28 protein-coding genes and 1 pseudogene are annotated in these 23,134 nt (G+C 43.7%); 5 read left to right on the top strand and 24 right to left on the bottom strand.

Going from position 1 to position 23,134, the window contains the following annotated elements; genetic code table 11:
• Positions 1-11: 11 nt before the first annotated feature.
• Together AC0VXY_RS03580 and AC0VXY_RS03575 are read right to left on the bottom strand one after the other, a co-directional pair.
• Positions 12-986, bottom strand: coding sequence for a class F sortase (locus AC0VXY_RS03580; RefSeq protein ID WP_475526921.1), 975 nt, complete (start codon positions 984-986; stop codon positions 12-14).
• 63 nt (positions 987-1,049) lie between these two features.
• On the bottom strand, positions 1,050-2,393 hold the full coding sequence (locus AC0VXY_RS03575; RefSeq protein ID WP_475526920.1) for a copper amine oxidase: 1,344 nt from the start codon (positions 2,391-2,393) through the stop codon (positions 1,050-1,052).
• Between the two features lie 379 nt (positions 2,394-2,772).
• Between AC0VXY_RS03575 and AC0VXY_RS03570 the strand changes: the two genes are divergently transcribed.
• Both AC0VXY_RS03570 and AC0VXY_RS03565 read left to right on the top strand, forming a co-directional pair.
• Complete coding sequence (locus AC0VXY_RS03570) at positions 2,773-3,909, top strand: ATP-grasp domain-containing protein (protein WP_475526919.1); 1,137 nt, start codon at positions 2,773-2,775, stop codon at positions 3,907-3,909.
• Positions 3,906-5,609, top strand: coding sequence for a methyl-accepting chemotaxis protein (locus AC0VXY_RS03565; RefSeq protein ID WP_475526918.1), 1,704 nt, complete (start codon positions 3,906-3,908; stop codon positions 5,607-5,609). Before AC0VXY_RS03570 ends, AC0VXY_RS03565 begins: the two co-directional genes overlap by 4 nt.
• On the opposite strand, the gene AC0VXY_RS03560 is transcribed toward AC0VXY_RS03565, so the two are convergent.
• The 9 genes and pseudogenes from AC0VXY_RS03560 to AC0VXY_RS03520 form a co-directional block, all read right to left on the bottom strand.
• On the bottom strand, positions 5,604-5,762 hold the full coding sequence (locus AC0VXY_RS03560; protein WP_475526917.1) for a hypothetical protein: 159 nt from the start codon (positions 5,760-5,762) through the stop codon (positions 5,604-5,606). The genes AC0VXY_RS03565 and AC0VXY_RS03560 overlap by 6 nt on opposite strands.
• Positions 5,759-6,070: a hypothetical protein gene (locus AC0VXY_RS03555; protein WP_475526916.1), complete on the bottom strand. Its 312-nt coding sequence runs from the start codon at positions 6,068-6,070 to the stop codon at positions 5,759-5,761. Before AC0VXY_RS03555 ends, AC0VXY_RS03560 begins: the two co-directional genes overlap by 4 nt.
• A 31-nt stretch (positions 6,071-6,101) precedes the next feature.
• Positions 6,102-8,039, bottom strand: a complete 1,938-nt coding sequence (locus AC0VXY_RS03550; protein ID WP_475526915.1) for a DUF2207 domain-containing protein — start codon at positions 8,037-8,039, stop codon at positions 6,102-6,104.
• A gap of 62 nt (positions 8,040-8,101) precedes the next feature.
• Positions 8,102-8,416, bottom strand: a complete 315-nt coding sequence (locus tag AC0VXY_RS03545; RefSeq protein WP_430338804.1) for a hypothetical protein — start codon at positions 8,414-8,416, stop codon at positions 8,102-8,104.
• An 89-nt stretch (positions 8,417-8,505) separates the two neighbouring features.
• Entirely contained in the window at positions 8,506-9,423 is a 918-nt protein-coding gene (locus AC0VXY_RS03540; RefSeq protein WP_475526914.1) for an aminoglycoside phosphotransferase family protein, read from the bottom strand.
• A gap of 84 nt (positions 9,424-9,507) precedes the next feature.
• Positions 9,508-9,930, bottom strand: a complete 423-nt coding sequence (locus tag AC0VXY_RS03535; protein ID WP_475526913.1) for an NUDIX hydrolase — start codon at positions 9,928-9,930, stop codon at positions 9,508-9,510.
• Positions 9,931-10,001: 71 nt separating this feature from the next.
• Positions 10,002-10,397 carry a hypothetical protein gene (locus AC0VXY_RS03530; RefSeq protein WP_475526912.1) on the bottom strand — a complete coding sequence of 132 codons (396 nt, stop codon included), beginning with the start codon at positions 10,395-10,397 and terminating at the stop codon, positions 10,002-10,004.
• Positions 10,398-10,474: 77 nt separating this feature from the next.
• Positions 10,475-11,118 (bottom strand): annotated as a pseudogene (locus AC0VXY_RS03525) (uridine kinase family protein).
• Between the two features lie 23 nt (positions 11,119-11,141).
• The gene (locus AC0VXY_RS03520) at positions 11,142-11,360 is read right to left on the bottom strand and encodes a hypothetical protein (RefSeq protein WP_475526911.1); all 219 of its coding nucleotides are present in this window, start codon (positions 11,358-11,360) and stop codon (positions 11,142-11,144) included.
• Between the two features lie 232 nt (positions 11,361-11,592).
• Between AC0VXY_RS03520 and AC0VXY_RS03515 the strand changes: the two genes are divergently transcribed.
• A complete protein-coding gene (locus tag AC0VXY_RS03515) occupies positions 11,593-12,069 on the top strand; it encodes a GNAT family N-acetyltransferase (protein ID WP_475526910.1) in 477 nt (158 codons plus the stop codon).
• Positions 12,070-12,107: 38 nt separating this feature from the next.
• Here the strand turns inward: AC0VXY_RS03515 and AC0VXY_RS03510 are convergent, their stop codons facing one another.
• Genes AC0VXY_RS03510 through AC0VXY_RS03500 form a run of 3 tightly spaced genes read right to left on the bottom strand, consistent with a single transcriptional unit; the run spans position 12,108 to position 13,433 of the window.
• Positions 12,108-12,482, bottom strand: coding sequence for a VOC family protein (locus AC0VXY_RS03510; protein WP_475526909.1), 375 nt, complete (start codon positions 12,480-12,482; stop codon positions 12,108-12,110).
• Between the two features lie 32 nt (positions 12,483-12,514).
• Positions 12,515-12,763 carry a hypothetical protein gene (locus AC0VXY_RS03505; protein ID WP_475526908.1) on the bottom strand — a complete coding sequence of 83 codons (249 nt, stop codon included), beginning with the start codon at positions 12,761-12,763 and terminating at the stop codon, positions 12,515-12,517.
• Positions 12,702-13,433: an ABC transporter permease subunit gene (locus tag AC0VXY_RS03500; protein WP_475526907.1), complete on the bottom strand. Its 732-nt coding sequence runs from the start codon at positions 13,431-13,433 to the stop codon at positions 12,702-12,704. Before AC0VXY_RS03500 ends, AC0VXY_RS03505 begins: the two co-directional genes overlap by 62 nt.
• Before the next feature lie 155 nt (positions 13,434-13,588).
• Between AC0VXY_RS03500 and AC0VXY_RS03495 the strand changes: the two genes are divergently transcribed.
• Positions 13,589-14,014: a YybH family protein gene (locus AC0VXY_RS03495; protein WP_475526906.1), complete on the top strand. Its 426-nt coding sequence runs from the start codon at positions 13,589-13,591 to the stop codon at positions 14,012-14,014.
• A gap of 28 nt (positions 14,015-14,042) precedes the next feature.
• Positions 14,043-14,600, top strand: a complete 558-nt coding sequence (locus tag AC0VXY_RS03490) for a GNAT family N-acetyltransferase (RefSeq protein WP_475526905.1) — start codon at positions 14,043-14,045, stop codon at positions 14,598-14,600.
• Between the two features lie 262 nt (positions 14,601-14,862).
• On the opposite strand, the gene AC0VXY_RS03485 is transcribed toward AC0VXY_RS03490, so the two are convergent.
• From AC0VXY_RS03485 to AC0VXY_RS03440, 10 genes are all read right to left on the bottom strand, one after another.
• Positions 14,863-15,399: a GNAT family N-acetyltransferase gene (locus AC0VXY_RS03485; RefSeq protein WP_475526904.1), complete on the bottom strand. Its 537-nt coding sequence runs from the start codon at positions 15,397-15,399 to the stop codon at positions 14,863-14,865.
• 15 nt (positions 15,400-15,414) lie between these two features.
• Positions 15,415-16,020, bottom strand: a complete 606-nt coding sequence (locus AC0VXY_RS03480; protein WP_475526903.1) for a hypothetical protein — start codon at positions 16,018-16,020, stop codon at positions 15,415-15,417.
• Positions 16,021-16,261: 241 nt separating this feature from the next.
• Entirely contained in the window at positions 16,262-16,417 is a 156-nt protein-coding gene (locus AC0VXY_RS03475; protein ID WP_475526902.1) for a hypothetical protein, read from the bottom strand.
• A 414-nt stretch (positions 16,418-16,831) separates the two neighbouring features.
• The gene (locus tag AC0VXY_RS03470) at positions 16,832-17,449 is read right to left on the bottom strand and encodes an NUDIX hydrolase (protein ID WP_475526901.1); all 618 of its coding nucleotides are present in this window, start codon (positions 17,447-17,449) and stop codon (positions 16,832-16,834) included.
• A gap of 73 nt (positions 17,450-17,522) precedes the next feature.
• Positions 17,523-17,966, bottom strand: coding sequence for a GNAT family N-acetyltransferase (locus tag AC0VXY_RS03465; protein ID WP_475526900.1), 444 nt, complete (start codon positions 17,964-17,966; stop codon positions 17,523-17,525).
• A gap of 2 nt (positions 17,967-17,968) precedes the next feature.
• Positions 17,969-18,757 (bottom strand): class I SAM-dependent methyltransferase, encoded by a 789-nt coding sequence (locus tag AC0VXY_RS03460; protein WP_475526899.1) that lies wholly within the window; start codon positions 18,755-18,757, stop codon positions 17,969-17,971.
• A 120-nt stretch (positions 18,758-18,877) separates the two neighbouring features.
• Complete coding sequence (locus tag AC0VXY_RS03455) at positions 18,878-19,432, bottom strand: hypothetical protein (RefSeq protein WP_475526898.1); 555 nt, start codon at positions 19,430-19,432, stop codon at positions 18,878-18,880.
• Between the two features lie 109 nt (positions 19,433-19,541).
• Positions 19,542-21,314, bottom strand: coding sequence for a M3 family oligoendopeptidase (locus tag AC0VXY_RS03450; RefSeq protein ID WP_475526897.1), 1,773 nt, complete (start codon positions 21,312-21,314; stop codon positions 19,542-19,544).
• 174 nt (positions 21,315-21,488) lie between these two features.
• Positions 21,489-21,932 (bottom strand): cell wall hydrolase, encoded by a 444-nt coding sequence (locus AC0VXY_RS03445; RefSeq protein ID WP_435993312.1) that lies wholly within the window; start codon positions 21,930-21,932, stop codon positions 21,489-21,491.
• A gap of 96 nt (positions 21,933-22,028) precedes the next feature.
• Positions 22,029-23,120 (bottom strand): aminoglycoside phosphotransferase family protein, encoded by a 1,092-nt coding sequence (locus AC0VXY_RS03440; RefSeq protein ID WP_475526896.1) that lies wholly within the window; start codon positions 23,118-23,120, stop codon positions 22,029-22,031.
• Positions 23,121-23,134 lie beyond the last annotated feature (14 nt).

Genomic DNA, 23,134 nt, shown 5'->3' with positions numbered 1-23,134 from the left:
CTCGCAAGACCTTAATCCACCTCTACTTTTTCAGAAGGATCGGATTCCTTATCCTCAATGTTCACCGTAGTGATGTAATATGAATCTCCCTTTTCGGCTTCTTCATCAAAGAAGCTCTTTCGTTCATGTGCAGAAATACTTGCAATATGTTTGTACTCTTTCGCATCCACAGCCTTTTTATAGACTCTATATCCCATGACGGTATCACTTTTTACCGAATGCCATGAAACCGACCCTGTATCTACCTGAACAGTCGTTGGAGGTTCTGGCGCTTTCACTTCATTGACGTTTGTTTCAGAGATGAGTTCTGTATACACGACCAGCCGATCCGGATAGAGATGCTTGTCATGATTGAACGTACCTGTGCATGTAATGACATTCAGGTTCCGTTTATCCGATGGACCGAAGATTTTCTCGATTGGCGCTTCGTCACTCGGATAGCTTTCCTTTGATTTCACCTCAAACGTTCGCTTCATTCCTTCTTCATCTGTGACGATGACCTTTTCCCCTATCTCGATGTTCTTTAGATAAAAGAAGATTGCCGGTCCTTCTTTACTATCGACATGACCAGCAAGGACAGCATTCCCCTTGGCTCCGACCTTTACACCACGATCATACCAGCCAACGACATCCGTTTCTTCCGGAACTTCCATTTCCCCGTTCTCAAGTAGTCCGACTGGGATGACGTTCGTATCGATGTCCATGCTCGGGATCTGGACATGGGAAGGCGTAATTCCTTCTTCTTGAACCTTTACCTGCTCTTCAAGCTCTGTCTTCTTCTTCTTTAAAGAGTCAAGAAGAACAAATTCTTCTTCCTTGTGGGCGGTACCCACCCCGCTTTTGGTTTTTTCTTTGTTCACTGTCGGTTTCTCGACGGATTGAGCAGTGCTGGTATCTTTCTCTGGTCCATTTTTGGCGATTGCCTGAAAACCCACTGCACCAATCATCAAGACTGCAATCAGTATGATAAGCATTCGTTTCTTCATCGTGTTCCCTCCACTTAAGAGAAGAGAGAAGAGCGTGATCCCGCTCTCCTCATGGCTCTATGATTATTGTTGATCCGCAAACTTCTTCTTGATGATGATTCCTCCAGCCATCATTGCTACCGCTACAAATGTGATCCATGCGGCCATCGGCATTCCTTCATCGGCTGCTCCACCCATTCCGGTGTTTGGCATTTGTTCCGGCATGTCACTTGAAGCGAACTTCTCAGGATTCTGCTTCACAATCGCGTCCCCAAGAGCTTTCCCTACACCGAACATGAATGCATAACCTTCACGGAATGTATCGGTGCTTGCTTTATAATCTTCCGCTACATACGAGTCGAACGCTTTCACGACTTGATCTTCATGTGTTTTCAAAGAAGAGATGGCCGCGTCTTTCGGAAGATTTCCTTCTGTTGCCGTTGCAAGGAACGTACCGAATTCTTCTGTAAACATACCGAGGCTGTCTTTCGCTGCCTTCACGCCTTCATCGTCACCTGCCAGTGTCGCGCTCACAAGATCTGCCTGTGCATTGATGTGCTCACTTGTCCATAATTTCTTGAATTGTGCCGCACCTTCTTCACCATAAATGGATCCGATTGCTTTCGTCCAAGCTTCTGTGTTCATATCTTCTGCCCAAGTCGCTGTATCATAATCAGGCGCTTCGTTGACACCTTTTTGCATGCTCATCGCTGCCAGTGCAAAGTGTTCTGCAGCCAGATTATTGAGTGTAGAGCGTAATTCCGCTGCCGGTGCATCTACTTTCGTGTTGTTGAATTTATCCGGCATCTGCGTCACGATCGCTCCGGATAATGCTTTCGAGATATCGAACATTCTGTCGTACCCTTCTTTGAAGTTCGTTTGATATCCTTTGTAGTCTTCTTCTACATAGCTATCAAATGCTTCGATGACATCCATTTCATGTGCTGTTAATACTTCTTTCGCTGCCGCTTCAGGAAGATTTCCTTCTGTTGCTGTGGAAAGAAAGCTTGAGAATTCGTTGACGAAATCTTTCACTTCGGCTTCAGCCGCTTTTCTCATATCTGCGTCCTCTGATTTTGCTGCTTCAACGAAATCCGGTGAGTATTCATTATGCCCTGCAAAGATTTCTTCGAATTTCTGAGCACCTTCTTTACCATAAATCGACTCAATCGCCGGTGTCATATCCAGTGCATTTTGATTAAGTGCTTCATATGCCTCTTTCTCATCCGGTGCATCCTTGTAATCCTTCACCATAGCGTTGACCGCTAATACATAGTGTTCAGATAGTAATTGATCCAGTGTGGAACGAAGATCGGAAGCCGGCGTCACCGCTGTCGGTGTTTCTGCCGCGAAACTTGCCGTTGGAGCGAGTAGAGATAATCCTAACATCGGTGCTGCGATTTTCTTAAGTAGTTTTGTTTTTTTCATTTTTTAAACTCTCCTTTTTCGTTTTGTTTTTTTATTCTGGTAAGATAACGCAGCGTATTTTGATATGGATCACTTTTTTACAAAAAAATTTTATACTGAATAGGAGAGTTTACTTTTTTAAAAAAGAACCTCGAATTACAGACAATTCACAAAAACCCAAGAACGCAATTAAGAACAAATACCCTCTTATTCCCAATATAATGGGTTGTTACACCCACCTACCTCTTGAGCCACCTACCCCATGAATAAAGAACTTTCCAGGTACAGAACCCCTCAGCACGTTCTCAATAACACGTCTTCATTACTGGAATTTTCGGAATACGGTAATCGTTATTAACATACCAACCTTAAGACCGATAACTACTATATAAAATAGGAGGTGTTTTTTATTATTATTTTAGAAAACCAAATTGTTTCACCTTTATTACTAAAGACCGCAATTGATTTAAAACTGCCGATCTACTACGATACGGACGGGCGACATCCGGCGATCCGTGAAGAGGATAAGGTGCTGACCAATTCTGAAAGCTGCTTGACCGTTTTGGAAAAAGAGGCTCCTTCCCATCCTTTCACAACCGCATCCAAGTTGGTGAAGAACAAGGCCCGCTTCCGTCAATTCTTATCAAGTGTGTACCCCGACTATTACTTTCGCCTCGTCTCACTTGAAGAGTTACTTCAGTTGAACAAGGAAGAAATCCCTTTCCCGGTCGTCATTAAACCGAATAAGGGATACTCGAGTATCGGTGTTTATATAATCGAAACGGAACAAGAGTGGGACCAGGCAGTGGAAGGCTTATATGCAGACCTGCTACTCACGAAAAATACATATTCCAATACGGTTGTTAACGGAGAAGAAATCATCATAGAAGAATGGATCGATGGAGACGAGTATGCCGTGGATTGTTATGTCACTCCTTCAGGTAAACCAGTGGTCCTGAACATTCTCAAAAGGACTTTCATAAATAACCGGGACACATCAGACAGGATATACTTTACGTCGAAACAAGTGATCAACGAGATCAAGGAAGAAATCGAGAACTTCCTCCATATGCTAAGTGAACGAATGGACGTAAAGAACTTCCCCTTCCACCTTGAGGTGAGAAAAAGCCGGAAAGGGATCAGAGCCATCGAACTGAATCCACTCCGGTTTGCAGGAGCTGGAACGACTGACTTGAGTCATCACGCATTCGGAATCAATGGCGCGGAACATTATTTTCAAAATAAAGAACCCGATTGGGAAGACCTTTTATCTCAAAAGGGAACTGAGGTTTACGGGTTCTTCTGTGCAGAGATCCCTTTGGAAATCAGTAAGCATTTTGTTGAATCGATTGACCATGAAGGGCTTATGGACAAATTCAGCCAAGTCCTTGAATACCGGGCGATTCAGGCGTCAAATGATCGGACTTTTGCCGTGATTTTTTTCCAAACGTCCGATATGGATGAATTGCAAGCGTTACTGCATCTGGATTTATCCACATTCATCAGGTTAAAACAAACAGAGGAGACCGCCGTATGATGAAGAATTTATTCAATCCGAAAAAATCGATTCAAGCGCAATTATTTTTAAGCTTCATTATCCCATTTTTTATTTTAGGCGCACTTATCTTTTTATTTATCCGTTTCTTGACTGGGTACATTTTTGAAGAGCACGTATTGCCTCAATTTGATCAGCTGTTGACGATAAATGGAGAAAATTTGGCTAGGTCAATCGATGAAACAGTCGTGAATGACATCATCCAAAATGAGGATAAAAGCAACGGAGCCATTGGAAATGAGTTAGACCAGTTTATTGAAGGAAAAGAAGGGATCGAGTATGTGTATGTCCTCACACAAAAAAACGGGAAAGATTTCATCGTAGGACTGAACGACAGCCCTGACACAATGGTCGAATCCCCCTTCACCGACGATCAGGCAAAGGCATTCTCCAACCGGGAGCCTGTCCTTTCATCGATTTATTCCGATGAGTGGGGAACGCATAAATCCTATTTCGTCCCACTTGAAGGAACGAATGCCATTGTCGGCATCGACATGAGTGCTCAATTTATATCAGACTTAAAAAGGAATATTACAATATTCCAATCCATCTTCATCGGAATCGCCCTTCTCCTCGGTGCAATCTTATCGTATATCATCGGCAGAAGAATGAAGAAGAACTTTGAACAGCTTTTGTCTTCCATGAGTAAGGTCACCAATGGCGACCTGACGGAAAGCATCACCACTGACCGGGCAGACGAAATCGGTACCCTGGCCGCCCGGTACGAAGAAATGAGAACGAGCTTGAAACAGGTGATTCACCATGTACAGGGCAACGCCAACCAGATCAATGACACAAGTGCCGTCCTATTGACAGCCTTTGATGAGTTAGCCGACGGTTCCAATCAAATTGCCATCGGAACAAGCGAAGAAGCCAATGCTACCGAAAGCCGTTCCGCCCATATTGATAAAATATCTAATGGTACGACTCTCATGTCCAACAAAATTACCAGCGTCGCCAATCAAACAAAACAAATTGACCAATTCACACGAAACACCGGTCAAATCGCCAAAGAAGGAACCGGAAAAATCAAGAAAATCCAAGACCAGATGAACAAAATCAGATCCAACGGGGAAATCAATTCCACTAAATTGACTCAACTTGATGGAAAGATTTCTCAAATCAACCGGGACATCGATCTCATTAAAGACGTCGCAGATCAAACAAATCTGCTTTCCCTCAATGCTTCCATAGAGGCTGCTCGTGCAGGAGAAGCTGGAAAAGGATTCTCCATCGTCGCCCAAGAAGTGCAGAAATTGGCGAGCCTTACCGACGAAAACGTCAAAACCATCAATGCTGTACTGAAAGACATCACGGACCAGACAAATGAAATGTTGCACGCTAATAAAGAAATCAACACAGATATCAAAGATGGTGCCGACCTTGTTTCAACAAGCGGAGAATTGTTCCAACAGATTTTCCAAGCCGTAGATTCCCTGACTGACCAGGTAGCTACCATGGTAGAAGATGTGGCGGACATACAAGACACCTCCCAAAGGACAGTCGAATCCATCCATGAAGTAGCCGCCATTTCCGAAGAAGGTGTCGCCACCATCCAGGAAATCTCAGCTGCCTCTCAACAACAACATTCCACCGTCAGCATGTTACGAAATCAAAATCAGGACCTTAAAGAATTGGCAGATTCCTTAAAGAAACTTGTCCAGAACTACAAGCTGTCATAATGAAAATAGAAAGCTCCCGGCAGACTCGGTGTTGCCGGGAGCTTTACTCTCAAAGAATCTGTTTGCTAACTCCTTTTGGGCAGAAGCAATTTTCCCTTTGTTGGTGGTGACTAAGATGATTTCTTTCATGGTTTTCTCTTTCGTTGTTATCACATTTCCTCCTCCCGATCCTGAATGCTTTCATCCAGCTGTGAGTCGCTGACTTTTTTCAATTGAAGCTGATGATACCCTAAGACAATAGCTAACGCGCCCATCACAAATAAGATGCTTCCTCCCACCAAATAGGTATTGATATAGCCTTTTAAAATAACGTTATAATTTAGAGCGTCGCTTCCATTATTGAATAACTGTGCCTTCGCAGTGGCAGTCCCAAAATAAACATTAAAGAAAAGCATGATAAATCCCGCTAATGTTGACAAAATACCCAGAGTGATGACAGTAGTCAAGTTATCCTTTGACATGGGCGTTTCCCCTTTCGTAATCCTCTATTGATCAATCCGCACCGGCACCTCCACCGCCTCCGCCATCAAAGCCGCCTCCATCACTGGAATATCCACCATCAGACGAACCCGATGATGCGCTCGGAGGAGGACCGCTCCACTTCCATGAATTCGTCAGAAACTCGTGAGGATTCTGGCCCGATAGGATAAGGGCTGTAAGGGGTGCTGCTGAAAACAATGTACTGTCTTCCATGCCTGCACCCGACATTCTTTTCAGTTTCCTCTTTCGTTCAAACAAAAGAGTCCGGATCATCCACACATCTATTTCCTCGCTAGTCCCCTTAGGGTACCCTTCTCTCTTCACATGTTTTCGGAATCGGCGGATGCCCTCTTTTACATCAAGTGCCGGTCCTGATAACGTATGGCGTGGGACGAAGAATAAGAGAAATAAAGTTATGAAAAGGCATAAAAGCAGGAGAAAAATGGCGGTTTCATCCTTGAGTTGAGCAACCGCAAAAAATGAAATAACACCAAAAACGAGTACCGGCCACTTCTTTTCATTCTTCCACCATAATAAAACAATGGACCCACAACCAATAATTCCATAAAACCACATGGCAAACATCGATTGTATGTCAAAATAATATGCACATAAAGTTCCGACTACAACGGATAGAGGGGTAAGTTTCGTAATGAAGTGGAACCAGCGATCATGGAGGAGTCCCGCTTCCTTCGCTTCTTTCAACACTTCTGCAAACCACTCTCTTTCCTGTTCCTTCAGTGTCTTGACCTTCGTATGATACTTTTTCACATGGCGGCTGAGATCTTTCTCACTCTTTGTCGCCCCAGCAAGATCGGTCATAGCAAAGGATGCGGAACCGTTCTTTCCTCTTCTTTTAAAAATCCAGGACACCAGCTTTTCTTCCATCGTCGATAAGTGACTTTCAGAGGTTAAGGTAAAGAACAAGGTTTCATCCGGTGACCGGGCATCGCTGAGAAAACGGGTCGTCGTTTTCTGTCTGTGGACCGTTGCCTTCCCTCTTTCCACAAGGGAGTATAATCCTGCCATCAATGCTCCATGGGTGAACTTCCCCCGCCTATGGACCATATATAAAAGAAGGGGATCCGACTCCTGTACATCCCTCGTTCGCCCACTGCCTCTTATTCGGCCAAGCATGAATCCAAGCATCATGATGAATAAAACGGCACCTAGGGTGAGTGCGAGCCCACCCAGCACTTTATTGTATGTTTTCATTTGAGCTTCCCTGTGAGCGACAAGGGCCGCACGGTCTTCTTCTTCCTGGATGGCAGCTTCCAACGATTTTGGAGCCGCGATCTTTTCCTGCTCACTCATAACTGAAGAAGGGAAAAGCACACGGGTTTCCGTTAAGGAATACATATCGGAAACAGGGGTGGTAAAGCGCACCACCTCTGGCCCCTCCTCTTCCACCTTTCCCTTTGGACCGTGAAAGAAAGCGTGATACTCTGCCGGGTCGAGTTTTTCAGGAAAAACAAAATCAATCGTTACATTATGTAAATCAATATCATGATTGCTATCCGTTCCGAAAAAAGGAACCGTCACATCGCTGTATGAATCATACGTTTTCACGGCATCCTTCAACTCATACGCAAATAAAATGGTCTTCGTGGCGTCTTCCACGGGGAATGGTGAACGATACGTACCATCCTCCCGTTTCACATCAAGCTGACGAAGATCCCGATCCTCGATGAAGCCAAGCTCCGCCTCATCATTGATCAGTTCAGAGGCTTTAAACCACTGCACTCCCTTATGGTTGTCCTCATGAATGGCCCTTCTGACACTCTTGTACTTTCCATCGAACGTGTACGTGAACAATTCATTGACCAGGAGATTCCCATTCGGCTGGATCCACGCACGGATCTGTACTTCATCAATACTATAGGACTTTGCATAAGAGGTCTGACTTAAGGAGAAGAAGAGAATGATGAAAACGAGAAGTTTTTTGAACATACGAAACTCCCCTTCCATATTCGTATTTAATAAGTTCTCTATAATATATCAATCTTTGTTTCTTAAAAATAAGTCACCATCATCACAACAAAACTAATAACCGTAAACAATAGGACACCATAAAACACGGAACCTACATTGGATTTCAGCTCATTATCCTTCTGAATCTTCCACCCTGCCTGACTTGCTCCAAGCGTAGCGTTTTTGGATAACGCACCGCCACTGCTATTAAAAAAGAAAAGTCCCACTGTTAATCCAAGACCGATGAAAAAGCTCCATTCGCCGAAAGAAAATGAGAACAGAAGACTTCCGATCCAAATCGCAACGGCAAGGATCACGGCCGTCACTAAAGATGTTCTTGTGAAGAATTTTTTCATGTCAATTCCCCCTTGTATTATTTATACTTACGTTCGGGGATTGTAAAAAGTTTCAAATTCCAGTCAAAACGAAGTCACTGACGAGTGGATTAGATAACTTCCCAATACTCTTCACGATTCAAATTCTCCACACACCACTGATAATGACCATCCTCACACGTTGGAGAATAAAGATTCGCGGTCATCAAACTGTAGAGTAAGACATAGAAATATAACTCTCTCCGTATCCCTTCTCCCAAGGTGGAAACAATGATTTCCAGATATCTTTCGCGAAGATTGGCATTCAGCTGATTATACATGTCCAGGCACACCCATCCGATCGCCACATCAAACAAATAATCCCCATACATGGTCAGCATTCCAAAATCAATCAGCCCTGTTACCTTATTTTTTTCATTGATTAAGATATTCCCAGGGTAAAAGTCTCCATGGATGATGGAATAATCCCCTTCATATCCCGCTGCCAGTCTTTCCATAATGAGAGTAAGCTTTCCCTCATAATCCCGGACATCCCTCTCAAAATAAGGTTTTAACTCAGACTGCTTCAGCTTTATCGTTTCACTTAATAGATCATACCAATTATCCATCCTGCCTAATGACAAACGGTGGTCATGAAATAGTTGGAATCCTTCCATCGTTGAGCTTCCTTGAAGGGATTGCAGTTCCACACTTGCCTGAAGATACGTTTTCATCATGTTTGTCTGCTCGTCATGGGTCATCCCCGCAAGCCTGTTTTGCATATCGCTTCCCTGTATCCTCTTTTCAATCGTCACTAACGTTCCATTCTCTACTAAGATTTCGTGAATATAGGGAAGCTCATAGCTCAGGTGATCCGCCTTTAGTCCGGAATAGAAATCTCTTAGCCTCTTTTGCTTCGCTGCATCGGACAAATCATTATATACTTTCAACACTTTTTCATCATTTAAAGCATATACTTCCGCTTCCATACCGGAACCCAGAAAATCGTTATCGGAAATTCGGAAACTATCCAGGAGATACGATTTCATGTTGTCTTCATTCATTTTTGTCACCTCTCTAGTATGAACGATTTCTTACCTTTTTTATCATCCATAAACCACTTAACCACATTCTTAAAACTCCACAAAAAACGGATGCTGTTCCTCATCCAAACAGTACTCAATCCGCTCTCTGAAATTTGAATGCGTTACTATTTTGAGCGCCTCATCGATCGGGAAAAATGCTACCTCCAGACTCTCAGGTGAAGTAGTTGGCACTCCTCCAACGGGCTTTGCGAGAAATAGGGTATTACAGATGGACCGTTTCACATTCTGAAATACCCCGCAAAAACCCAACACCTCTATATCAATGCCTGTCTCCTCTTTCGTCTCCCTGATCGCCGCATCCTTTAACGACTCTCCTTCTTCCACCTGACCGCCAGGCATTTCCCAACCACGTCTTGGTCCCTTTATTAATAAGATCTCCCGGTTTTCATTAATAACAATCGTAGCCGCTGAAACGATATGTTTTGGCGGTGTATATGTTTGTTGTGTCATAATGCTTCCCCCTTCATATTAAAAGGAGCTTACCTTTCACGATAAACCCCCGATACTTAACACCCTTTGTTTTATATAGCCTGACCTCTTTCAACAGTCGTGAAAAATGCCCCTTTCACATAAATCGTATAGATCAAGACAATCACCGAAAAAACAACATTTCCTATGAAAGGTTGCTGAGGTTGGTTCGTTGCAACAACCGAACTGATCAGACCAAACAGCACTGAGTACGAGACGAATAACCAGAATCCCCATCTTTTCAACCTCATGTACCCATACACCATCAACAGAGAAAACAGTGCCAATACTATTCTCATCAACCTTTCAGGCAGGATCGATACACCAAATCGTTCCGAAATGCTGATGGTGTCAGCATCAGCCTGATAAAAAATGGCGGTGAATAATAACACCACTGCTCCAAAAATATAGAAATATCCTATAAGGGATACACCTAAAGGTCTCTTCAACTCTTCCGCCACCCCATCGTTCAATCGTATATTTCTCTACTACCAATTATGTCAAAATAAACCATTATACTCAATTACTATTTCATTTTTAAAGAATTCTTCTCCACACAACACCCCTCATCCAAATTCCTCACCACCACATTAAAATACTCACTCTTCGGATGCATGAAGACTTCATATTGAACTCTTCGCTCGTCATGGGTTTTCCGTAGATATTCTACTTCCATCCTCTTTCGTTTATGTCGCGGATGCCCCTTCTATTGAGTTCTGTATCGCCATCTGTATAGAAATAGATTTTCAAATCATATAAGTCCGGTTTGCTGAACGCGACAGACATCCCTTCTACAATCGTCAGGTTGTTTTGAGAAGAGATGAGCCGGCTTGGATCATAAGGTACGTCCAAGGTGTAAAAATCCATTCCCTCCCTCACCATCTGTATGTCCCGGTCAAGGGCGAATATATGATGGGCGTCTGGATGACATGCGGTCATTTTGGACTGATGGTTTTCGTTCTTATATTCATACTTTATGAAGGAATGCTTCCTGACAGCCGAACTCACGATATACGGATCGGTGTTGATATAATTGACTTCTCCTAGCAGCGTCAGCAGTTTCTTCGCAAATGTCGTTTTACCCGAAGCACCGTGACCTGAAATGCCGATGACCATTTTCCCTTCCTGCTTCGTAAATCGATCGGCAATGGTATGTAAGATTTTATTCATGGATTTACTCCTTCTCTCAACTATTAGTCTTCTCCGCTGACATCGATTTCTGTATCATCTTCGTCCACACCGTCTGGATGTCTCATTTCGTACATCTGCCCACGTTTTCTAAATTGCTTGATCATCATGGCCAGTAAGACCCCGACTAAAGATAGATAGAAGAGGAAATCGATGTGAAAAAACAAAGCCACACTTAATAACAAAATTGAGGGAATAGCGATCATCATTTGAAGCTTTTTCATCGAAAACCTGCCAACCTGACAAACTCCGCGCTAATCTTTCCGCCATCAAAATACCATCAATATTCCGTACTGGTTTATAGTCTGTTTTCATCATGCGCTCCTCCTATCCCATTCCTAACAAAACGTATGTTCTTATTTTATCTCACCTAGAACTATTTTCCAACTTTTATTTGTCCTAAAATTCAAAATAAACTATAATTTGTTCATACAACTGAATCGGAGGATCCTATACATGAAAGCCATCTCTTTAGCACTATACAACCAATCATTCGAACACCACTTGAGCGACTTCCATCTCCCGGAAGACCAGCTCCAATTCACGAGCCTGCCCCTAGATAAAATCCAAAATCCCACCATCTCACCAGACACCTGTCACATAGTGATCCTGAGTAATGATGCACCTGTCGGTTATTTTGCGCTTGAGAATGGGGAAAAGCTTCGTAAATATTCAAGTAATCCACAAGCAAGACTCTTAACCTCTTTTTCTATCGATGCAAGACACCAGGGACAAGGCATCGCCAAGGAAGGGCTGAACCAGCTGCCAAACTTCATCAGGGAACATCTTCCCGATACGGATGAAGTGGTCCTCGGCGTCAACAAACGGAACCAGGCAGCCATCAGTCTCTACCTGAAGACTGGCTTCACTGACGATGACGAAGTATATGTGGGGCCTAAAGGACCTCAGCATGTTCTTCATTTGAAAATATAAAAACAGGAATGCCCTTTAGCCTGGGCATTCCTGTTTCATTATCCCGTACAGATCATCACCCGATTCCCATCGGGATCCTGAATGACGAAAAAGGAAAAATCATCAAATCTTGTGATCTCCGAGACAACCTCATACTTCAACCGTTCCACGTACGAATAGGCTTCTTCAATATTTTCAGTGTGAAAATTAAAAAGAGGATGTTTACTCTGATTAGCCTCTTTCGTGACACCCGCTGGCCCTGCATCCAGGGTCAATCCGGTAAAATGATTGATGGCCAGGTTATAGACGGGCTCTTCCACCTGCTCGAGATTATACACCTGACCCAGTAACTCGGAGTACCACCGGACGGATTCCTTCAGATTGCTAACATGGACGAACACCGTATTGATTTGACTTAAAATCGGACTTTTCATTGAACTCACTCTCCTTTAGTGTTTTTGTAGAATTAATAAGAAATGCCTTTAGACGAATTCCTTTGCACACCTCTACCACCTGAAAGAATCGTAGATCTTCTTCTTAGGTAATCCCCATCCATAAGGGAACGAATGCCGTTTGTCACCAGGGTCAGTGACACAATCAGAAGGGTCAGCATGAGAACCGGGAAGAAAACAATCCATGGAGACAGCATCAATTCATAGTAGTTGCTTCCGATGAATGCCGTCCATCCAGGAATAAAGCACGTTGGGGAAAACATGTCGGATCAAGATGTACAGCTTCCCCATCCCTTTTGCCACCCCAAGCTCGACATAAGGTTTACCGAGTTCATTCTCATACATCAAAATCGTATTTTTATAGAGATAAATCATGGGAATCAAGGATAGCGTGAGTATCGGCAGAAAATAGATCTTTTGTCCGGATAATGAATAGGGCTCTGTCACAAGTAGATTCGTATGTTTAAATACCCAAATGGCCCCCAACTGCAAGGAGAAAATCACAAATACATCGGGTAGCGCCTCTAGAACCGTAAGGATGGTTTTTACTGCTTCCTGCATCTTTCGGGGTAAATAAAACGTACCCGTCGTAAAAATAACAGCGAATACTAAGGCAATGAAGAGTGAGACAAAAAGCAGAAGAAGTGAATAGGCATAGGATTCCAGTATGTATGGAAAAATCGTCCTCTCAACGTTGGTCCCCTGTGCCACATAGCTTATCTCCTTAAAGTGCAACAGCTCACTAAACGTCTTCTTTAATTCAATGAAGTAGTGCCCAGGAAAAAAACCTAATTCTTTTGTTACCATCTCAAAAGGTTGATCAGCCGGTGGCGGAATGTCTTTAAACAGAAGTGCTGGAATATGGCAAATACAGATGACGCTTAATGTAATGGCTACTAAAACAATCAAAAAACGAGCGAATTTATGCCCCATTCAATCCCCCCTGACACTTATGGAAAACAAATCCAATTTATTATCATGTTAATACAAAGGTTAGAGTGATGACAACCTCTTTCAAATAAATCAAAGGAGGGAAATCACCTCAGTGTCTTGAAATAGTTAAAGAAGAGATCAAAGGAGATGAGACAATGAATGTCCAAGACGTGCTCGAACAATACAAGGATGCGATTCATGAGCGAGACATCGAAAGATTCCTCTCCATCTATGATCCCGCTGTCCATATCTATGACTGCTGGGGGAAATGGGAGTGTATCGGACTCGCTTCATGGCAGGAGAATGTGACGGAATGGTTCATCGGGTTAAAGGCTGATGGAGAAATTCTGAAAGTCGACTTTCAAGACGTGGTGATGGAGGAAAATACCAGTCTCGCTTTTGCCCACTGCGCCGTAACATTCGCTGCCCACAAAGAAGGATCCGGGGAGAAACTTCGCCAGATGACGAACCGCTTTACATTCTGTATGGAAAAAGTAAAGGATACATGGCTGATCACTCACGAACATTCTTCATTGCCGATCAGTATGGAGGATGGGAAAGGGATGTTTGGGCTCAGGTAGGAATCATCAGACAGACTTGGAGGACAACATGCACATTCAACAAATTGACCGTTCAAAGCTTTCCCAGTACGCAACCATTTCAATTGCATACGAAGTGACAACCGAGCTACACGTGTATCCCATTCACAACGGGATGGGAGGGCTTCGGTTGGTCGAAAAACCGTGCTCACCCTATGTGAAGGACTATGATCTCTTGCCGGATTGTCATCCACTCTGTTGGACAAAACAGTTTAACTTAGACAAATGGGGATTGTTCCTAGCTATCGAAAACGGCATGTACGTTGGGGCTGCTGCGGTGGCTCCAGAAACGGAAGGCACCGCGACCTTATGGGACTTACGCGTTCAGCCCGATACCAGGGGGAAAGGCATTGGCGGGAAACTGCTTGAAACAGTCATCTATTGGGCGAAGGAATGTGAATACAAAACATTGATAGTCGAAACCCAGAACGTGAATGCCCCTGCCTGTACGTTTTATTCCAGCAAGGGATTTATTTTAGAGACGATTGATCAACATGGATACCGTGATTCTTTAGTAGAGAATGAAGTGAAATTAATATGGTCTATGGATCTAAGTTCAAAGGGGTAAGCTAAGTGAAAGTTCTCTACCAAGAGCATCCGGTCTTTTAAGTTCCATGAATGTTCGCTCCTTTTCAGCCGTCGAATCATATTTCAATTCCACATTTCCTTAAAACAAATGCCGATGAAAAATAAACAGCCGGCAGCGCCACTAACCAGTAAAATATATTTTTCGGCATGATAATATTAAAATAGTAAAAAAACAACGTGATCCAAGTAAGCATCAATACTATCCCAAGTGCTTTTTTCATCGGTTTATGTAAACCCCTTCGTTAAAATCTTTTCACCAGCTCCATATCGGCAAAGCGACCTTCTCCATACCCAGTATCTCCATAGATCCCATTAATCGTATCAAGCCCAAGCTTTGTCCAGAAATGAATGGCTCCCCAGTTCTTTAACGCGACATTCGCCCGCACTTCCTTGAATTCGTGCTGTTTCACGACCTCCAATAGTCCCTCCACTATTTCCTGACCCAACCCTTGTTTATGATAGTCAGGATCAATCGAAAGGTAGTTAATGTAAAAGGAGTCTGGAACAGGGTGACCATGATAAATGACAAGCAGACCGACTAATTCTTGGAACTCCTTCATCCGCATCACCTGAATCCTAAAGTTTTCTTTCGTTCCCCCAGGCGGCAGGTCCCCCTCAAAGAAACAACGCTTAACAAACCCTTCTTCCAACGATCCGCCGTCCCATTGATGGATATAGCTGCCTTTTTCATAGAGAGCCTGAACGTGGTGAATCTCCTCTTTTCTTAGATCCCCCACTATTAATCTCTTTGTTTTCCATTTAGTTGGAATTTGTTCCATGATTCGTTCCACCCTTCATTTCATTGTAAAGATAACCTCCACATCCGTCGGCTTCTTTTTAAAAGGAGTCCCATATTCTTTGAACGTCAAAGTCAAGCCGGATAGGTCTTCAGGTAAACTGGGAGTCACAATAAAGTCAAAACTCGTATGTTCCTGCGATTCTCCTCCACCCGTTACCCGGCAATCATAGCTGTCCCCTATCTCCAAGTGCCAAAAGCTGTTTCGGTGAAACCTTTCCCGCTCCAGATTCTCATCGTACTCACGGTCGATGTTCAAGTGGACCACACTGGCATTCGCATATTGCTTAATAAACGGGACGGTATACAAACAATCATCTTGTTCAGCTGATTGGAGGACTTTTATGTATGTTTGAAAATCCTCAGGTTCAATTTGTGGCTTGAAAGCCTCTTCATTTTCCAGCACACCAAAGATAGACCTTAAAAGGTCCTCATACAGATCATACTTTTCTGCCCATTTTGCAATATCTTCGAGTTTTGGATAACCAGGATTGTTATGGGATACTTGTTTTCTTTGTTGTAGCAATGAGCATAGTTCCTCATCGATTGGTAAAAGTTTTTCATCATAATATTCCGTTGGTCTTTCGAACGGCACCCGTCTCATTTAATCAACCTCCTCTTTCACGAAATCCATACCCTTATATTACCAGAAACGCAACTGAAGTTCCTCTCCAACTACAAAAAGGATAGTGCCTCAAATAGCACTATCCTTTCTCTATATATTCATCCAAACTTACAAGCATTTATTACTGCTTACTTAGTCTTTCTATTTCAGATACAACATTATAAACTCTCTAATTTAATGCCTGTGTTTTATCATCAAGGTGGTCAACTATCTTTTCGGTTTAAGATCCAAGACTATCAATCAGGTTTTTTTGTAACTTATTCTGTCCTACCTCAAGTCTAGCTTGTCCATCCTTCAAATCACGAATATCTGTCTTAATTTCTTTTAACTCATTAAGAATCAGTTTCAAGGTCTCTTCCACAACGTTCAACCTCATTTCTACAATTTCTCTCTTACATTAAAGCAAAAAATAAAGAAAAATAATATCCCCTTTTCCATCTCCCTTATTCTAATACCACGGATCATCCTTTTCGGTTAGAGTCACAAACAGTGGCATCATTAACAAACACCCCATTACCAACACTATGAACAATGAGATGTAGTCAAATAGGAATGAAGGAACAAAAAGCACAGGTATCAGCATGGTCATACTCATCAAAATCCTCTTGGAACGTGATGTGAAATAGAGCTTCTGAGCGCAGTGAGAGCACTCCAATTCAGGTCTTTTCACGATCATTAATCTCTTGAAAATATAAAACCAAGACATGTTTGTTTTACAAATGGATACAGCGTGCCATCTGTCAGCCCCCTCATGGTTATCTACACCCTTTTCTGTATGATATAAACCGGTTCAATCATACACCGCATCCTTCCCACCATCCCTCAAAAATTCAAACATCATCTTAATCTGTGATTCTGTATTTCTTCCAATGGACAACTCCGGCAAATGGTCCTCTTCAAAAAATCCGATTCCCTTCGTTTCGACGCCACTTCTGGCTTCTCCGCCGGTCAACCTGCATTGGATGAATATTTTGTAGTAATGGTGTGACTGCGGGGGATGGGGGTGTTTGTTCAAGTCGAGCAGTGCGAGTAATTTTACAGGGATGACATCATATCCTGATTCTTCCCTTATTTCCTTTATGACGTTTTCACTAGGAGACAGGCCGATGTCACAGAATCCGCCTGGCAACGCCCATTTGTCATCGATTTTTTCTTTGACCATCAGTATTTTATCGTCCTTGAAGACGACACCCCTCACGTCTACTTTCGGTGTCTGATAGCCCGATTCGTTCGCGAACAAATCCTTTATCTTCGTCATCTCCAAGCCGGTATGTTTCTGCATGATTTCCGTGCTGATCTCCCTTAATTCTTCATACCTTTCCCTATCATAAACGTTCTTGGAAAAGGCCAGCCCCGATTGAGATAAAGCCTGTATCCGCTTCGCCCATTCCAACCATTTATCGCTCATCGCTTTGCACTCCTTTCGTATTCCGATTTGAAAAACGACAGTGAATTGTGTAGATGGTTCGATTGTTTGTGATTTATGGTTTCTCCCATCTCATTCTCTGATTTCTAAATAATTTCGTAAAACCGAATGATGTATAGAAATGATCCGCTTTCTCTGTATCTGTATTGAGGACCAAAACACTGAAAGAACGTTTGGCATCAAGAATGATTTGCTTTAATAGAAGAGTACCTATCCCTTCATGCCTGCATTCTTTTTTCACATATAACCTTCTTACTCTGCCTGTTTCAGACGAGGATGGATCGACATTCAGCCCACCCACCGCTACGAGCTCATTCTCCTCATTATAAATACTGTATAAAGCTTCACCTTGTTTGTTGAAACAATTGGTTCCTTCTCGATAATCGTTCAGGAGTCTTTCAACAAAGCGGAAACCTTCTTCTTTACTTTCTTGTACTAATGGATGTAAGTCGTGGTTAAGTAGATTTGTAATAGTAGTAACCCTGTATTTTTGCAACATAATTATTCTTTCCTCCCCATTTTCACCGACAACCTTGACTCCTCTTTAAACACTCCCGATTCACTCATCCCATGCATCTCCTCCCTCACATCCCGTTCAAATAAAGGTATATCCGAACCAAGGAAACGCTTCGAACCATATGAAGTCGAGTAAAGATTCCCGAGCATCGACTCAATGGTCCAGGTGATCTCGTATGTGGGTAGCGTGTGCACTTCAAGATTGAATTTGGATTGTGAAATGATGTCTTCGTGGGGGTTGACGGGATGGGTATAGGTGGAGTTCCCGGCTTTCCGCTCGCTTCCATACCATTTATGGATCAGTTCATTAAACCTTACTTGCCAGGGTTGCAATGTCTTATGGGGCTCGTAGTTGTCTATGATGGCTACCCCGCCACCTGGTGTCACGATATCAAATAATTCATCCAACACTTTTGCCCGGTCCATCCAGTGAAAGGCTTTGGCAATGGTTACGAGATGGTAGTGATGGTAATGGTTGTATTCATCCAGCGTACCATTGAACCATTGAATCTCTCCTACCCTCATTTCATCGTGCAGCCGTTCCGCTTCTTCAATCATTTCCGGTTCCATATCGATCCCGACGATCCTTTTACACCAATCTGAAAATCGAATGGTCAGTTGTCCCGTGCCGCAGCCAAGATCCAGGAGGTTCTGTTCTCCGTTTAATGAGAACTCTTTTACTAGGAATCTGATTAAAGTGGAAGGGTAGATGGGCCTGTACTTCGAATAATAGGGTGCTGACCCCTTAAATAATTCTGTGCCGTATGTATTCATTTTGTAAACCTCCGTCATAAGCTTCCTACCAATTATTTCAAATCGACAGGATGAACTCAATCATTTTGTATAAAAAAAGAAACTTATCATTATTAAAATAAGTTTCCTTTCATTAGCAGATCAGCAGCCAAGAAACCGTATGAACAACCCGCCACGCACCGTCACAATCTGTCGTCCGCAGGCATCGGTGATCACTTGAGGAGCAAAGGCAAATGCACCGATCGTATCAATACAATCCTCTTGGCACATGTCCGTTTTGCAAATCGTCTGGATCACTTGATTGACCGGTACGGAAACATCGCTTGCAAGGGTACATGGAATATCGCCAATTTTAAGTCCCCCTTCAATCGGCTTCAAGTCCCCCACATTGATATGAAATCTGGCAGTTCCGATCAAACGGACGGCATCCACTTCAATAGGACAGGTCAACGTACCGCCGCATGGGTTCTCAACGGTCCCTTCTGCCTCCTGCTTTTCAAGAGTACAAACCAATGCACTCAAATCAGAGCAGGCTGTGAAGCTGTCGAATGTCGTGAACCGGAACGTAAATCCATCTGGTACAACAGCGGTTGCACAATAAGTTATGGTACGGATGCAGCTTTCCTGCTCAATATCCAATTTGTCTACCATTTTTCCTTCTGAATCATAATATATAACATTGTCTTTTAACATCATTATCCCCCCCTTCTATACTATGTATATGCATGTTTAGTAGATTCGAAAGGGACAGGTTCCTCATAAGCCAAAAAAAAGCAATCCCCTGTTTCAGAGATTGCCTTCAGACTTAAATATAGTGTTCTGTCTCTTCCAAATACATCTCAACCGCTTCCTTCAACGGGCCTACAGCTTTCTCCCAGAAGTCCGTCCCTAATTCTTCCTGCAGAAATTCGACGCTCAGTTCGTCCATGGAATGGTTCCCCGATCGTGTAAGCAGCTGGTCGTACCGGTCCGGGAATGTTTCCTTGTCCTCCTGATAGAGTGAATAGACTCCGTTGCTGAATAGATAGCCGATCGTGTACGGCAGATTGTAAAAGGCTTTCTCCGTACTGAAGAAGTGGGGGATGGTCATCCAGTTATGGGCAAACACTTCATCCACGGAGTCATGGAACCAGTCCCTTTCTGTTTCTTCCATCAGTTGAACAATCTCTCCAGCTGAAAGCTTCCCGTTCAGCCGTTTTTTGTAAAAGGCCGCTTCGAACTCGAACTTGGCCGGGATAAATGTGGTGTATTTCAGTCCGCTGGTGATTTTCATCTCTAATAGAGATAGACGGTCTTCTTCAGTTTCAGCCATATCAATCGCTGCATCGAGGACGAGATTTTCCGCGAACGTCGATGCTGTTTCGGCTAGTCCGGTTCCTACCTTGTGGGAAAAACCGGGCTGATCATGAAGCAGGGAATTGTGATAAGCATGCCCCAGTTCGTGAGCGATGGTGACGACATCGTTGTAGTTGCCGGTGAACGAGAGCATGACACGGCTTTCCTTCGCATTCGGGAATGAGGCACAAAATGCACCGTGCTGCTTGGAGTCTCCAGGTTCAGCGTCAATCCACCCTTCTTCAAAGGCCGTTTGGGCAAATTGGCCGAGCTTCTCACTGAAGCCACGGAACTGTTCGATCACGATATCTGCCGCTTCTTCATACGTCAAGGTCGTCTTGGACGTGAAGGTCGGGGCATAGATGTCATACCAGCTCAGTTTTTCCATTTGAATCAGTTTGGCTTTTCGTTCAAAAAAACGATGAAGCAAGGATTTGTGTTGATGGAGCGTCTCCATCATGGTGTTCACGGACCTTTCACTGATCCGATTTTGTTCGAACATTTCCTTCAGAGGATTCGTCCATCCCCTCAGCCGGTACAGTTCATTTCGGAAACCGGCAAAATGGTTGAAAATCGACCCAAACCGGTCTTCGTTCTCACGGCAAACCTTGGAGATGGCTTCACCCATTCCCATCCTCGTCTCCCGGTCATTTGAGAGCATCCCGCGAATATAAGCCATATCAAAAGAAATATATTCCGTCTTTCCATTATCCGTTACCGGCACTTTCAGTCGGGCGTATTCCTGATCATAATGATCTTCCCAACCGGCAAATCCGTCAACGGAAAGGGCATGAATCAGCTTCTCCATCTCGGGATCCAGCTGGTCCTTCACCTTTCGTCTCTGTTGCTTCAAGAACCGCTCACTGCCTGCCATTTCACACCGTCCGAGGAAAGCATTCCATTCCTCCTCGGGCATATGGGCAAGATATTGACTATACGCAAGGAGCAAGGTGGCCATTTTCGCCTGTAGCTGAGTACTCCTGTCGTTTAGATCCTGCGCTTCCCCGTCCAGGACATTTACCGATAGCAGGCAGATGATATACTCATCCATGTGAAAGGCTTCCGTATAAAGATCCTGCACGCGTTTTGTGATGCTAACTGCTTCATCGGGACTCACCCCATCCGCCAATGCAGATTGCATCTCTTCAATATGTAGAAGAATCTCCTGAATTTGATCTTTCACCGGCCCGCTTCCCGGTCGTACACTTCCCAGATTCCATTGCTTGTCACGTACTTGGTTCACACTAATCCCCTCCTATTACTCTATTATGATGGTATAGAAAAATAGAAAATTTTACATCATCCTGAAGTCTGAGTTCGTCTCATTCATAGGCCGTGATTTTTTCAAAGTCGTTTTCAAATGAAGGAGAACAAAAAAAAGAACCACCCGATTTCAACCAGGAAGTTCTCATGATCCTCACCCACCGGTATACACACTTGCACACGTCCCTGCCGCCGGTTCATAATAGCAATGATTTTTGAATTGTCCCGTAAAGGGCTGGTCGTACCATGTAGGGGGACAAGGGGCGTAAGGATTGAAGTACCAAAGGGCAAATTTAGCCGGGTGCTGGGCCCAATAATCCAGATTCTTTTTAGCCAGTCTTTTCTCGACCGACCTTGCCCGGTTATAGAAAAGATTCCCTTTTTGGACGGCTTCAAATGAATAGTTCCCACCCTGGACCTGGAAGATGACCTGACGGATGGTTCTTACTTTCTTGAAGTCCAAACATTCCGCCTTCGCACGATTCACGATGACATTGCCCACGTACAGCATCCCCTGTTTCCCTTCGCCTTCCGCTTCCGCTCTCATCATCCTCGCCATCAAGGCCACATCGGCATCGGTGTATTTGACTCTTGGCATTTTACTCACCTCAGAATAGTTTATGAGGAATACCTGGTTTCATGTCAGGAATTATTCGAGAATATGCAGTCGGATATGCTTTCAACGCCATCCTTCTTAAAATCGTTCAAGCTCCTTTAAAAAGTTACCGATTCGCTCTTGTATCTGCTCCTTCGTCCCGTACCGGATCACTTGCTCACGGCTCAAAGTTTCCTGCTTCAGAAGCTGATCATGTTCATAGGTCATGGTGACGAGCTTCAAGTACACTTCCACGTTCAGGTCATTCCATTTCTGCTTTGAACCGTTCACATACCCCTCCACAAAACCTTCTGCACTGGCTTTCAATTGTGGGATCAATAGGTGGTATTGGTTCTTGCCATGCCGCTTTGTATTATGCAGGGAGTGAAAAAGCGTCTGATAATTGAAGACGTAATTGGCAGCGAGGGAAGTGCCCGTATAGAGAATCGGGAACGGGTCGATCATCCAGACGCCGCTACGAGTGAAAATCATATTCTCAGGCGACGTATCCTGATTCGTAAGGACGAGCTTTTCCCTTTCGACGGACCGGGCGGCAATCAGTTCTTCCCCGGTCCTTCTCACTTTTTCCTTATCAAAAGAATAAGAGCTTTCAAGAAGGGACCCCCATTCTTCCCGGTATTCTCCCGTTTCTTCCCGGATGAACGCACTTAGGTCTCCCTCGTATAGTCCTTTTATCTCTCCGTGTTCCCCAACCGTTATGTATCCGATGCCTGGAATGGGTGAATCCAGCTCTTCAAGGGCCAGGAAGAACTCACCTAGTTCCCTTCCATAACGTTTCGATTGATCCGGGGTCTGTCCGGCAAGCCCGATTGATTTTCCTACATACGTTTCGAGCGTATAAGTTAATTCCTCAGAGATGCAGTATTCGTAATGTGCAGGACACATCCCCTTTCCCGTCCTGTTGGCATGCTCATAAAAGGCCTTGGTCCCGGCATAATCCGCTTTAAGCTCATTTCTGTTGAAGACGACCTCTTTCTCATAGGCGATTCTTTTCGGGATGCGGAGGACGAGCTGTTCTGCCTCAATCAAGTAGGCATAGTGCCAGGCACCTTCTCCTAATCTGGTGATCTCGGAATCACTTGAGATTTGTTTTAATCCTTCGTTTTTAAGAGCTTTATTGATGAGTTCTTTTTCTGTTAGTGTTGTGGTTGTTAAAAATGGCTTTAACATTTTTTCTCCTTTTT

Source organism: Rossellomorea sp. QJM3NY_18, assembly GCF_056173145.1.
The sequence above is the reverse complement of the archived record's forward strand: the minus strand, read 5'-3'. Positions and strand labels throughout refer to the sequence as shown.